The 13,742-nt window shown below is 55.0% G+C and carries 10 protein-coding genes and 1 pseudogene; 4 read left to right on the top strand and 7 right to left on the bottom strand.

Annotation, left to right across the window (positions count from 1 at the left end; all coding sequences use genetic code 11):
- Positions 1–48 precede the first annotated feature (48 nt).
- Both ACR0L4_RS08845 and argE read left to right on the top strand, forming a co-directional pair.
- Complete coding sequence (locus ACR0L4_RS08845; RefSeq protein WP_480512239.1) at positions 49–984, top strand: LysR family transcriptional regulator; 936 nt, start codon at positions 49–51, stop codon at positions 982–984.
- Positions 981–2,126, top strand: a complete 1,146-nt coding sequence (argE, locus tag ACR0L4_RS08840) for an acetylornithine deacetylase (protein ID WP_480512237.1) — start codon at positions 981–983, stop codon at positions 2,124–2,126. The genes ACR0L4_RS08845 and argE overlap by 4 nt, the downstream gene beginning before the upstream one ends.
- A gap of 238 nt (positions 2,127–2,364) precedes the next feature.
- On the opposite strand, the gene ACR0L4_RS08835 is transcribed toward argE, so the two are convergent.
- On the bottom strand, positions 2,365–2,766 hold the full coding sequence (locus ACR0L4_RS08835) for a DUF1348 family protein (protein WP_480512235.1): 402 nt from the start codon (positions 2,764–2,766) through the stop codon (positions 2,365–2,367).
- Positions 2,767–2,952: 186 nt separating this feature from the next.
- Here ACR0L4_RS08835 and ACR0L4_RS08830 point away from each other — a divergent pair, with 186 nt between their 5' ends.
- The gene (locus ACR0L4_RS08830) at positions 2,953–6,153 is read left to right on the top strand and encodes an ATP-binding protein (RefSeq protein ID WP_480512233.1); all 3,201 of its coding nucleotides are present in this window, start codon (positions 2,953–2,955) and stop codon (positions 6,151–6,153) included.
- Between the two features lie 79 nt (positions 6,154–6,232).
- Here ACR0L4_RS08830 and ACR0L4_RS08825 read toward each other — a convergent pair.
- Positions 6,233–6,544, bottom strand: a pseudogene (locus ACR0L4_RS08825) (transposase); the annotation flags it as partial.
- A 53-nt stretch (positions 6,545–6,597) separates the two neighbouring features.
- Positions 6,598–7,047: a hypothetical protein gene (locus tag ACR0L4_RS08820; protein ID WP_480512231.1), complete on the bottom strand. Its 450-nt coding sequence runs from the start codon at positions 7,045–7,047 to the stop codon at positions 6,598–6,600.
- Positions 7,048–7,387: 340 nt separating this feature from the next.
- On the opposite strand from ACR0L4_RS08820, the gene ACR0L4_RS08815 reads away from it, so the two are divergent.
- Positions 7,388–9,421, top strand: coding sequence for an oxidoreductase (locus tag ACR0L4_RS08815; protein ID WP_480512229.1), 2,034 nt, complete (start codon positions 7,388–7,390; stop codon positions 9,419–9,421).
- A 746-nt stretch (positions 9,422–10,167) separates the two neighbouring features.
- Here ACR0L4_RS08815 and ACR0L4_RS08810 read toward each other — a convergent pair.
- From ACR0L4_RS08810 to ACR0L4_RS08795, 4 genes are all read right to left on the bottom strand, one after another.
- Positions 10,168–10,527 carry a methylglyoxal synthase gene (locus tag ACR0L4_RS08810; protein ID WP_480512227.1) on the bottom strand — a complete coding sequence of 120 codons (360 nt, stop codon included), beginning with the start codon at positions 10,525–10,527 and terminating at the stop codon, positions 10,168–10,170.
- Positions 10,524–11,453, bottom strand: coding sequence for a GntR family transcriptional regulator (locus tag ACR0L4_RS08805; protein ID WP_480512225.1), 930 nt, complete (start codon positions 11,451–11,453; stop codon positions 10,524–10,526). Before ACR0L4_RS08805 ends, ACR0L4_RS08810 begins: the two co-directional genes overlap by 4 nt.
- Before the next feature lie 185 nt (positions 11,454–11,638).
- Positions 11,639–13,177 (bottom strand): tripartite tricarboxylate transporter permease, encoded by a 1,539-nt coding sequence (locus ACR0L4_RS08800; RefSeq protein WP_170749332.1) that lies wholly within the window; start codon positions 13,175–13,177, stop codon positions 11,639–11,641.
- Between the two features lie 32 nt (positions 13,178–13,209).
- Positions 13,210–13,737, bottom strand: coding sequence for a tripartite tricarboxylate transporter TctB family protein (locus tag ACR0L4_RS08795; RefSeq protein ID WP_480512222.1), 528 nt, complete (start codon positions 13,735–13,737; stop codon positions 13,210–13,212).
- Positions 13,738–13,742: the final 5 nt, after the last annotated feature.

Here is a 13,742-nt window from a genome sequence, read left to right as displayed (position 1 = left end):
GCTAGACGCTCATAGGCGCACGCTGGTGCGCGGACAAGGAACGCAGGCTTGTCCCGTCTGACCCTCCGGCAGCTGGAATATCTTGTTGCCGTTGGTGAAACGGGCAGCATTGCACGCGCATCAGACCGCTTGAATGTGTCGTCTCCGTCTATCTCGTCTGCCATCGCCCAGCTTGAATCCGAATTGGAGATTTCGCTTTTTGTGCGCCAGCATGCTCAGGGTCTTTCGCTGACCCGCGGAGGGCAAAGGGTGCTTGAACAGGCCCGTATCGTTCTTGCGGGCGCAAGGGAAATCACGAATATCGCCGCTGACATCTCTGGCACCGCGCGCGGACCCCTTGCGGTTGGCTGCCTGCTCACTTTCGCTCAACTTGTGCTGCCGCGTATACGACGTGGTTTTGAAGCCGGATATCCGGATGTCAGGATCGTCCAGAAAGAGCTGAACCAGGCAGAGATTTTCAATGCACTGCAACGATCCGAAATCGACATCGCGCTGACCTATGACATGGACATCCCGACCGACCTGAAATTCATCGGGCTCGTGCGTCTGCACCCTTTTGCATTGCTGCACGCAGGGCACGAATTGGCGAAAAAGGGGTCTGTATCCATTGAGGATCTGGTTGAGTTGCCGATGATCCTGCTGGATCTGCCAATCAGCGCGGATTATTTTCTGTCTCTGTTCGAAGCGTCCGCGCTACAGCCCCGCATCGTTGAGCGAACCCGCGACATGGCCGTGATGCGCTCCATGGTGGGGAACGGATTTGGCTATTCCATAGCCAACGTGCGCCCGCAAAGCGACCTGTCGCCGGACGGTAGCCCGCTTGTTTGTGTTCCGATCTCGGGACCCGTCCGACCATTGAGAATGGGCCTGTTGACCACGCATGGCGCGGAAAAGTCCCGCACAGTTGCGGCGTTTGTCAACTACGCGCTGGAACAGGGTCGGTCAGGCGTTTTCAACGCCATCGGCGGAGTGGCACTTACATGAGTCTCTCGCTAGAGGTCCTGGAGCGTTTGGTCGGCTTTGAAACGGTAAGCGATCAATCAAACCTCGGCATGATCGCCTACATCGAAGATTTTCTGAAATCTCGCGGGTTTCGGGTCCAGCGCATCGCAGACCCGAAAGAACCCAAGGCTGGCCTTTTTGCAGAGATCGGTCCGGCGGTCGAGGGTGGCCTGCTGCTGTCTGCACATTCTGACGTGGTCCCCGTCGTCGGACAAAACTGGAGCACACCGCCCTTCAAGCTGACCCGGCAAGGTGATCGGCTGTTCGGGCGTGGTACGACGGACATGAAAGGCTTTTTGTCAGAAATGCTGGCGCTGGCGGATACCGTACAAAATCGCGACCTCAAGACGCCTTTGAAGCTTTTGATTTCTTATGACGAAGAGATAGGATGCGTCGGGATTTCACGTATGAAAGATCGATTGAGTCCGCTTCTGGGGCGTCCAACGCTGGCCATTGTGGGCGAGCCGACAGAGATGCAAGTTGCAATCGGTCACAAAGGAAAACGCGCCTTTCGTGCAGACATTAGGGGAGAGGTCGGGCACTCCGCGCTCGCGCCCCGATTTGTCAACGCGCTGCATGTCGCGGTCGATTTCGTCACCAAGCTGCGCGAGATGCAGGACATGTACCGACAAAAGGGAAACCGCAACGACAACTTTGACATCCCTTACACCACATTTCATGTTGGACAGCTCAACTGCGGCACGGCGCTGAATTTGGTCCCCGACAAAGCCACGCTACTTTTTGAATTCCGACATCTTCCAGAAGATGTGCCTGAAGAGCTTGAAGCACGCATTCAGCAGGCGGCAGTTACGGTGGCAGCTGGTTTTGCGCCAGCAGCCCAGATCTCACTTCACCCTTTGGCAGGTTATCCTGGGCTGTCAGTTGCGGAATCCAAACCTGCGGTTTCTCTTGTCCGGTCCTGGAGCGGTGGAAACACAAGCCACGTCGCCTTTGGAACAGAGGCGGGCGTACTTTCAGAACTTGGGGTCGAGACAGTCGTTTGCGGGCCGGGCTCTATGTCCGAACAAGGCCACAAGCCTGATGAGTTCATTTCAGTGCAGCAATTGGCTGCCTGTTCCCTCATGCTGAGGAAGGGTGCGAACGAGATTTTGTACTGCTGCTAGTCCAGCTCCGCGTTTCATGGCAAACAAACTACATTCTTGGGAGAGGGGCAGCTTTTCAATGAGACCATAGTTAGACCTGTCCGAGCACTAATTGCTTGGAACACATGCCCGAAAGGCTATCCGGTCAAACTGAACCAAAAAATTGCGACACAACACTGGAAAGACCACAAGAGACTGCAGACGGGTTTTGCCGCTGCTGTTCAAGCATCGAATGCCTCCATTCGATAATGGGAGATGGTCACAGCGCTTGACCTGCGACCTGGCGTTCATAATCCAAGGCATCGAACCAGCCAAGTGAATTGGTGATCCGACAGTTTTCGTCCAATTCCCATTCTTCCCAGCCACTGGCTTTGACGAGATTGCCCGTTTCCAAATGATGCCCTTCAAGCGTCCAACCGAAGATGGCGTGATCCCCGGCAATTCGAACAAAGTCCCTGTCAAGTTTCAGATCGGGAAAAGAAGCCATGAATCCTCCGGCCATGGCTATTACGGCTTCGCGCCCGAATTGATTTTCCCCTCGGTTGATCGCGATACCTTTGCCAGGAGCATAGTGATCAGCAACCGCCTCGGGATTTCCCGAGTTCCACGCTGCAGTGTAGGTCTCGGTCATTTTTTCAAACACGTTTTTGCTCGGTCGCATCAAACTTTCCCATCCCCTAGTTCCAAGCCAACCTAGTTGGCGCCCTACTCTTGTGTCCACAGGCCATGTAAGGCGTTATTCTTTTGAAATTTGGGCAAACTCGACGTCTGAGGATTACTCATTGCCCAAACCGGCTTGATCGGGAACACTGCGATTCTTAGACCCTCGTAGAGGACCAGTTGTCGGATGTCCGATCTCATTGAATGGCTGACGCGAAGAAAGCTCCTCAATCTCGAGGCGGTTCTGGTTGAGAATGAGATCGATCTTGATGTCCTTTTTGACCTAACAGATGAGGACCTGCGAGAAATCGGCCTTTCACTGGGCGCGCGCAAACGGCTCCGGACAGCCATAGAGGCAAGTGAACCCGATCAATCTGTGTCTGACGCGACAAGTGCAACAGATATCAAACGCGAAGCCGAACGCCGCCATCTTACAACGCTGTTCGTAGACCTCGTCGGATCGACGGCGCTGTCCGCCCGGTTCGATCCCGAAGACATGAGCGAAGTGATCAAACGGTATCAAAACACCGTAGCCGGTATCGTTACCCGATATGAAGGGAATGTGGCAAAATACATGGGCGACGGTGTACTGTGCTATTTTGGTTGGCCGGTGGCGCATGAAGATGATGCAGAACGCGCTGCGCGCTCTGCGCTGGAAATTGTCGGATCGATTGCCGACATGCGGGCGCCTGACGGACAGGAATTGTCTGCTCGGGCCGGAGTGGCAACCGGCATGGTAGTTGTCGGCGACCTCATCGGGGAAGGCACATCGCGGGAAGAAACTGTCGTCGGCGACACGCCGAACCTTGCAGCCCGTTTTCAGACCTTGGCCGAGCCGGGGCAGGTTCTGGTTCCGGAAGCAACGAAGCAGCTGATTCAGGACACGTTCGAACTGGAACAGCTTGGCCATTTCGACATCAAGGGATTGGATTCGCCTGTACCAGCCTGGAGGGTCGCCGCCGAGCGCAGCCTGGAAAGTCGGTTCGAGACCGAAGACCACAATCCTGTCCTGCCGATGATCGGGCGCAACCATGAACTGGGATTGATCATGGAGCGCTGGCACCGCGCAATTTCCGGCGAAGGCCAAGTCACCGTGCTGATTGGTGAAGCGGGTATCGGCAAGTCCAGACTAACGCGTGCCGTTATTGACGCTGTCTCGACGCAGGATCACTTCCGGATGAACTATCACTGCTCGCCCTACCATACGGATTCGAGCTTCTTTCCTGTTATCCAGCAACTTTCACATGCCGTGGGTCATCTGGAAACTGACACGGCCAGCCAAAAAACCGCGAAGCTTCGCCAGCAACTCCGGGCCGCCGACCCGACGATCATTGCAGGGCTTTTACAGATTGAAACTGATCCATCCGCCGAAACACCCGATCTGTCACCTCAACAGTTCCGAGTCCGGATCATGGAAGAGACCTCGGCAGAAGTTCAGATGCTTTCACGGGAAAAGCCGGTCCTGCTGGTCGTGGAGGACGCGCATTGGTGCGATGCCTCGACGCTTGCGATGCTTGAGGCATGTCTGGACCGAATTGCGACCGAACGTGTCATGATCTTGATTACCGGCAGGCCGACGTTCCAGCACGCGTTCGGAGGTCATCCAATCGTATCCAAGCTTACCTTAAACCGGTTGGGGTCAGAGCAAATCGAAGATGTTCTTGCAAAAATTTCGGGCGGCAAAAGTCTTCCTGCCGAACTGACCAAGGAAATCATCCACCGAACCGACGGCGTGCCCCTGTTCATCGAGGAACTGACAAAAACCATCTTGGAATCCGGCGACCTTGTTGAAACCGAAAGCAGCTTTCAACTCACCGGTCCCATTGACCGGGTGACCATCCCGGCGACTTTGCATGATTCCCTCATGGCCCGGATCGACCGACTTCAACCCGTGAAGGAAATCGCCCAGATGGCCGCCTGCATCGGGCGAAGTTTCGACCGGGCGTCCTTGGCAAAAATCGCCCGTGTCGATGATCTGGCGCTGGACGATGCGCTGGGACAGCTTGAGCGCAGCGAACTTGTTTTTCGGCGCGGAATTCCTCCGGATACGACCTATGTCTTCAAGCACGCTCTGGTTCGGGATGTAGCCTATGAAAGCTTGCTGAAACGCCGACGTCTGGAAATCCATCACCGACTTACGGACCTGTTCGAGGCTGACCCGAATGCGCCCTCGGAATTGATCGCACATCATGCGACCGAGGCTGGGTTGACCGAAAAGGCCATTACTCTATGGGGAGACGCTGCCAGAAAAGCTCAGGCCCGACCGGCTTATGTTGAGGCGGGTAATCATCTGCGAAATGCTCTGACGCTGGTTGCGGGTTTGCTGGACAAACCGGAATGGCGCGAACGAGAGCTGGCGCTTCTGGTGCAACTTGCGCAGGTACATATCGCCAAGGATGGCTACGCATCAGCCGAAGCCAGCGCAGCATTCTCCCAGGCGTTGGAGCGAATTCACGCAACCGCGGACCCAGAACTCAAGGTCGCAATCTATTATGGGACCTGGATTGCGCCTTACATCGGCAACGATCTGCACAAAGCATTCGATCTGGTTTCGAGACTGGTAGAGGACATGGCGAACGAACCCGACCCGATCCCAAAGCTGATCTCGCGTCGGATGCGGGCTGCAACCCTGATTGCCAAGGGCCGCTCTGCCGAAGCTCTTCAGGATCTCCAAGTCGCATACGAGCTTTATCAATCGGCCGAGATCGCAGATTTTTCAGCGAAATTCGCTCAGGACCCGGGCGTACAGATCTGGTGCTATATGCTCCTTGCGCAATGGATGTGTGGTGACGAAGTCATGGCGCGACAGACCTGCCACAAGGCCCTTGCGCGGGCTCGCGAGCTCAAACACGCCAACACAATCTGCTACGCAGGTTTGCACGCTGTCACCTTGTCGATCTGGATTGGCGATGTGGAAGGCGCATCCGAGATCAACGAGGAAATGCGACGGGTCTCGGACGAGCACGACATGGCGTTGTGGAAAGACTTTGTCGCCATTCATGACGCAGTGCTGGCCTGCATGACGGACGCACCCGGCGCCGTTCATCAGCTAGATACCGCTTTGGATGAGTATCGCGCAAAAGGATGTTGGCTTTGGGTGACGCTTTATTTGGCAGAACACGCGAAAGCCCAACTCAGGGCAGGCGATCCCGCGGCAGCCCTACGCACGGTGGATCGCGCATTGCGAGAACAGGATACCACAGGGGAACACTGGGCTGAGGCTGAGTTGCTCCGTATCAAAGGCGAAGTCAGAGCTGCTCAGGGAAACACCGATGCCGCGAATGCCGCCTTTGACCAAGCGATCCTCGTTGCCCAAACTCAAAACGCCCAGATATTGACCGAGCGCGCGCTATGTTCAAAACAAGTTTTCCTTAACGTAAACAGTTGAATCAAAGAAAAATCCGCTCCAAATCAATGGAGGTCCAAACGGGGTGTTCAGTGCGAGACTTGGATGCCGGTCGCGCCTGTTCGGCAACCACTTCCTTCAGATCGCGTGCTTCACGGCGCAGATCTTTGACCTCCGTCGAGGTCGCCGCACGAGCCGTATCGCCAGCAAGGCGTTTCTTCCCAGCTTCGAGGAACTCTTTGGACCAGCTGTAATACAAGCTTTGCGCGATGCCCTCGCGGCGACACAGCTCTGCAATGCTGTCCTGGCCTTTCAGGCCGTCCAGCACGATCCTAATCCTCTCTTCTGCGGAATACTGTTTGCGGATCGTACGGCGAATGTCTTTTACGACCTTCTCACCGTGGCTCTGCTTCGTTTCGGGCTTCTTTCTCAACTCCACTTCTTGGCGGTTACAATGAGCCAGAAACCCTCTCTTATCGAGTCGAACTAAACTGTCCTATTGGCGCTGACGTCAAACAGAGTGGGGTTTATGCGTAAGGTGTCATCAGGGATCTGCACTCTGCTCAACGCTTCGGTTGTGGTGAAAGCCCCGGACGGCTCGCTGTCAGGTGTCAGTGCAGACAGGTCAATCATCGTTGGGTCGGTCAACGCGTTGAGAAATGTGACAATGTCGGAGAACTCGGTATCTCCCATTGGTGTGGGCGTAAGATTGTCGGCTTCGGAAGTACGGGCGTGCAATCGTTCAATGTTATGAACAAAACCGTCCCACGCATCGAAAGCGGTTCGCCGCGTGGGATTGAGCGGGCGAAAGATCAGAACTGAGCCACTTCCAATCTGCTCTACTACGTCGTCGTTCCGACGCAAACGCGGCATGTCGTAGGTTTCAAGGCTTTCCAAGGGATCGGCATGATGCCGGAAGCGTTTCATACGCTCCATTGTTCCCCTATCGCCCCGTCAATCTGGACAAAGGCTCCTAGCCAGACTGTTGGTTAAGAATCCTGCAGCACCTACAATTTAGATTGTACGCGCTCGCGACCTCCTTCAAACCTTGCTGTATCGAGCCGCATTTATCAGGTTTCCGTCTGCACTCAGAGAATTCTCCACATTTGAGTCGCGTTGTCGGGTCGTCTTTTCATGCGCCCATGTCGGAAGCAGTGAATTCTTGCGTGTTGTTTGACAGGTAAATACCTTCGACAACGAACCTCATCAGGCGTTGATGCTGACCAACCGGCCCAACACTGGGTTGTTGTTGAAAAGCAGATTTGGCCTAAGGGACATGAAAGTGGCAAACCTACTTGATCCGTTTCAATTGAAACACCTGACATTGCGCAACCGCATTGTAAGCACATCCCATGCGCCGAATTATGTCGAAGGAGGTCATCCCCGAGACCGCTACCGGTTGTATCACGAGGAAAAGGCCAAGGGTGGGGTCGCCCTGACCATGGTTGGCGGCTCGACCAATATTGCTCCTGATAGCCCTTCGGTGTTCGGTCAGCTCTATGCAGGTGATGACAGTATCATTCCGTGGTTCCGAAAACTTACGGATGGCGTTCATGAACATGGTGCCGCGATCATGTGCCAGATCACCCATATGGGGCGCCGCACAGCCTGGGCTGACGGGCATTGGTTGCCGGTTCTGGCTCCGTCCGGTGTTCGCGAACGCGCTCACCGCGCCTTTCCCAAAGCGATGGAACAAGAAGACATCGACCGCGTGATCGGCGATTTCGCAGCTGCTGCGCGTCGCTGTCAGCAAGGTGGGTTCGACGGGATCGAGCTTCTGTCCCACTCTCATCTTCTGGGGCAATTCCTGTCCCCGCTGACCAACAAGCGCGACGATGACTATGGCGGAACTCTGGAGAACCGCATGCACCTGACGCTGCAAGTGCTTGACGCCGTGCGTGCTGAAGTCAGCCCTGATTTCATCCTGTCAATGCGCATCACCGGCGATGAGCTGACCGAAGGCGGGCTAAGCGCTGAAGATTGCGTTGCCGCAGCTCGGATGCTGGAACGTTCTGGCCATGTCGATATGCTCAACATCCTTGCCGGCGCCCCCTACGATGATCTGGGCTTGGCTGAATGGGTGCGTCCCATGGGCCTGCCAGCGGCCCCGCATATCACCGTGGCTGGACGCATCCGTGATGCCGTCGATCTGCCGATTCTGCATGCAGGAGGGATTGCGGACATTGCCACGGCCCGCCACGCGCTTTCGAGTGGCTATGTCGATCTTGTTGGAATGACCCGCGCACAAATGGCCGACCCCTATCTGGTGAAAAAACTCACGCGTGGGGAAGAAGAGCGTATCCGCCCCTGTGTTGGCTTGGGCTACTGCGTGGACCGGGTCAATCAAGGAAAACCCGCAGTGTGCGGACACAATGCGGCTACGGGACGCGAACAGACCTTGCCCCATATCGTCGCCCTTACGGACACCCACAAGAAAGTGGTTGTCGTCGGAGGCGGAGCCGGTGGTTTGGAAGCCGCACGGGTCTGCGGTCTGCGCGGCCACAGTGTCGTGTTGTTCGAGGCCTCGGATCGTCTGGGTGGGCAGCTGGGTCTGGCCGCCAAGGGGATGACGCGCAGACAGGTATGGGGCGTTGCCGACTGGTTGATTTCAGAGGTGACGGAGCTTGGGATCGATATCCGCTTAAACACCTATGCCGAAGCAGATGACGTACTGTCACAAACCCCCGATGTCGTGATTATTGCGACTGGCGGCTGGCCTGAACCTTTGACTATTCCCGGTGGCGATCTGACGATTTCCAGCTGGGAAATATTGTCCGGTGAGGTACGCGTCTCGGGCAAAGTGCTGTTGTTCGACGAGGTCGGCGACCACCCTGCGGCTGTCACGGCCGACATGCTGGCAGGCAACGATTGCAGCGTCAATCTCGTAACCCCGGACCGGACAATTCTGCATGACCTTGGCCCCACGACCTCTGCCGTCGCCTTGCGCGATCTGGCCGCCAATGGAGTTACCTTCACCTGCCTGCAGGAGCTCACCTCCTTGGTGCGCGAAGGTAGTCAAGTTCGCGTCAGCCTTCGCCATGTGTTGACGGGGAATGTCACTGAACGTCTTGTCGATCATGTCGTCGTCGAACATGGCCTGTCCCCGATGGATGAACTGTTTCATGACCTCAAACCAAGTTCGCGCAACCATGGGCAGGTCGAACACAAGGCGCTTGCCAGCGGGACCTTTCCATTCGTTGACACCAATCGGAGCGGTCAGTTCCATTTGGCCCGCATTGGCGACGCAGTTACAAGCCGAAATATACACGCCGCAATTCTCGATGCCTTGCGGGTATGTTCTAGGGTCTGAAAGAAACTTGATCATCTGCCGATTAAAGATGGGAGCAGACAATCAGCTTTGGCGTAGCAAATGGCAGAAAAACACACACTTAAACAGGTATCGAGCGGGCCACTGCAAACCTTCGCGCGGAGTAACTGTCGCAGCGGTGCCGTTCGTCCAAACGGGAAATCATTGAAGATGCAAAAATTGGAGGGCTTGCGTCGCAAACTATGTGCTGTGGTTGGCGTAGTTGCGTAACTTGGCTCATTTGCTTTGAAATCAATTGTGAGCAGGTTTTAGTATGATCTTTTTGAAAGGCGGCCACTTCACCAAGGACGTGGATCGTACGCTGTCTGAACTGCGGAACGGTTCTGCAGTAACCAAGCTCTTTTCCAAAGCACTGTCTTCAAACGGAACCCCAAGCAAAATCCTTATCGATAAGAGCGGAACCTACGCAGCAGGTATTCGGAAAGTGAAAAGGATGTTGAAGCGGTTCGGTTGCCAAGCCAAAGTGCAGACAGTCAGGTGCCTATCCGATTTGTATGATAGAGCACGGTTCAAATAACGGCGTGTTCGACGCGTGTGTGGGTTCAAGTCCTCCACATCTGCATTTGCAACACTGGATGGCATCGGAGTCGCCAATGTGCTTTAAAAACTGCAATTCTCAAACGCCGCGACCTCGGGCTTTCGTGTATTTGCTGAGATCGCAGGATAAATGTGTGCGATAAATTGCTGCCTCCGGCCGTTCCTAACAATTCGAACACAACCTCGGTCAATCAATCCACGATTAGCCGCGACGCAGTCGCTTCGTTCACGGCCAGTGCCGTATCGTATAGAATGGCAAGTCTTAAGAGTGACTTAACGTCGACGTCATGCGGCAACGCCGAAAGCGGGTCGATAAAAAAGATCAGAGTGTCCAGCTTGCCTTCTGCAATCATGGCACCTATTTGCGCGTCGCCGCCCAGTGGCCCGCTTTTTAGTTGTGTGACGGCAAGATCCGTTTCGTCATTGATCCTGCCACCAGTCGTGCCTGTTCCAAACAGCGTGAACCTTGAAAGAACGTTCTCATGTTCTTTCACCCATGTGATCATCTGATCCTTTTTCTTGTCATGTGCGACCAAAGCGACATTCTTCATGTCACGGCCTTTGTAGAATGTAAGGTGTCATTGTCCGCGGCCCAATTCCATGCGAGGGGTGACTTTCGCTTGAGGGCTCCGCTCAGATGCTGGCGCATGCGATAGGACGCATCGACAGTATTGCCGGCCTCCAGAAGCGCCAGAATTTCAAGATGTTCGGTACATTGTTCAACAAGACGCTCATGGTTGACCTCGGCACGGTACTCCATCAACCGTCGCATTCGATTTACCCGTTGAAGAGCCATGAGAAAATAAGGATTACCGGAGAGCTTGATCAACTCTTCATGAAACAGGGCGCCATTCTTAAGAAGTGACTCAGCTGGTACAGCGCTAAAATCCATCTCCAGCATACCCTCCTGAATACGACGCTGCTCTGACAGGATTTTACGGTTCAATTCGAATGAGGGTTCGAGCATTGCGGCGGGTTCGATCGCCATGCGGAACCGGTAGATTTCGTCGAAAGCTTCTGGCGTGTTGGCAACGGGAAGAAACCGCCACCCATAACCTTCCTTGCGCTCAACCCAGCCTTCTCGCGTGGCGCGCACAAGAATGTCGTTTGTCCAAGACTTCGACCATCCGTACTCTTGCCGCAGATGCTGTTCGGTCACTTCTTCAGGCAGCCTGCCTGTCAGCCAGTCCTCTGCCAGCTTGTGGTACGCATCGTTCATGGATTCTGGCTGCTGATCGAGCAACTCATTCAATGCTTCAGGATCGGCATCTGATACAAAATACCCCCGGTTCTCCTGTCGGATCAAGAAACCGCTTTCTTCAAGAATATTCATGGCTTCCCGAATTGGGGTTCGGGACACACCATAACGATCCGCCAGCTGCTGTGCGCCCAGATGTTGTCCGGCCTGAATACTCCCGGCGGCAATGTCCTGAAGCAGCCGACGCGATATACGCTGAGGAAGGTCGCTTGTTCGCATTCTGTTGGCCAATTCTCCGGATCCAAGGGCCTGCTGTTACGCCCTATGTTCTAGTCATTTCGTGTTCACTTTGCATCTCAAGAAGCAGAAAGTCAGCATGTTTCAGGCTTTTAAATCTTCAAGATGCAATTTTTCGTGCAGTTGAGGCCTCCTGACCGGCTGATCGCGAGTCAAAAACAATGGTCTCAAGTTGCTTGCCCGTTTGCCTTTGTGGCTTTTGCTTTGTACCGGTTCAGCAGTGAAAGCGTGGCTGGCACGGCAATGATCATCAACAGAATGATGGACAGGACAAGCGAGACAGGGCGCTCCCAGAACAGGTTCATGGTGCCTTGCGAGATGATGTATGTCTGCAGAAAGGTCTCTTCCGCCATTCCACCGAGCACCAGTGCAAGCACCGTCGCTGCCGGAGAGTAGCCATAGCTTTTCATCGCAAATCCAACCAGCCCGCTCAGAACCAGGATCCATGTCTCAATGATGCTGGCGTTAATCGCGAATGCGCCAATGACGCATAACAGGACGATGACCGGAACAACATTTACGTAAGGGATATCGAGAAACTTCACGAATAGAGGGATGGCAAAGATGCTCATCGCGATCAGGATCATGTTGCCAAGGTACATGCTTGCGATAAGGCCCCAGACGAATTCAGGATCGTTGACGATAAGCAGCGGGCCGGGCTGAAGCCCCCACATCAGAAACGCGCCCAGCAACACGGCTGTGGCCCCAGAACCCGGAATGCCAAGTGATAGCAGCGGGACCATCGCGCCGGCAGAGGCCGCGTTGTTGGCCGCTTCCGGAGCGACGAGGCCACGCATCTCACCCTTGCCAAATTTCTCCGGGTCCTTCGCAACCTTCTTTTCAACAGAATACCCGATGATCGACCCCAGCGTAGCGCCAGAACCGGGAAGAACGCCTGCAACAAACCCGATTGCCGAGCCGCGCCAAAAGGTAAAGCGAGATTCATAGTAATCTTGCTTTGATGGCCAGAACTCTTTGTCGCGGAAACTGATCCGCAATCGTTTCGCCGGCTGGCGATGCTGGCCGTTGAAGATACAATGCAGCAATTCGCCGATCCCGAACAGGCCAATTGCCACCGCCACGAAGTAGACACCGCCGATCAACTCGGGCGAGCCGAATGTGTATCGCTGCTGCCCACTCATGACGTCGACACCTATGGTCCCGATCGCAAATCCGATCAAAGCTGATATGAACCCTTTGAATTTGTTGTCGCCCATCATCGTGGTCAGCATGAGCAGACCCACGGCAATAATCAGAAAATACTCCGACGGGCCAAAGGACGCGGCAAAATTTGCCAGCGAAGGTGCCAATGCGGTTATCAGGACAACGCCAATTGTACCGCCGAAAAACGACGCGATGGCTTGCATGACCAGCGCGGGCCCGGCCCGGCCTTTTTGGGCAAGCGGATAGCCGTCAATGGTTGAAGCCACGGTCGCCGACTCGCCGGGTGTATTGATCAGGATCGACGTGATCGTGCCGCCATACATCGATCCATAATAGATGCCAGCAAGCATGATGATGGCGATGGTCGGTTCCAACCCAAAGGTCATGGGAATGAGTACCGCAATTCCTGCGGCTGGCCCGAAACCGGGGAAAAGTCCGACGATCATGCCCAGAAACGCGCCGATCACCAAAAACAGGAACCCTTCGGGAGAGGCCGCGATACTGAGCCCAAGTGAGAGATTTGATGCGATATCAGCAAGCATCGGTGAGTTCCTTTCGCAGGACGTACAGAAAACTAAAATCCAAAGGGGCCATCAGGCAGCGACGCGTTCAGCAAGATTTTGAACAGACCATACAGAAACGCGGGCAACGCAATGCTGTAGATCACGTTGCTGATCGGGTGCGCGCGATTGAAGGTGAAGAGATACACCAGCATGAACACCAGCATCGCAAAGAGTGCGCCAAGCAGGTTCAGCAGCGCCACAAACCCGCAAATGTAGAGGAAGACGATCAGGACATCCCGTCCGAATTCCGGACCGCCATCAATCGCGTGGGCGTCAACGCCAAGCGCATCGGCTTTGGCCTCTGCTTCAGGGTCCGCCAGATGAACCGGTGCAAATCCTGTACGCTGTTCTTCCAGCCATTCCCGCACATCACCCCAGAGATTGATGGTGCAGGCGATTACCAACAAGGCACCGACCACAAGCGGGAAAAAACCCGCTGCTGGGCGACCGGATGCCGTGACAAGAGTGAGCGTGCTGAGCCCGTAAACTGTGTAGCCAATGGCCAATGCCAGAAGACCTGCGGCGAACCACTTTTTCATCGGTC

The sequence above is a fragment of the Ruegeria sp. AB5 genome, from assembly GCF_056542645.1.
The sequence above is the reverse complement of the archived record's forward strand: the minus strand, read 5'-3'. Positions and strand labels throughout refer to the sequence as shown.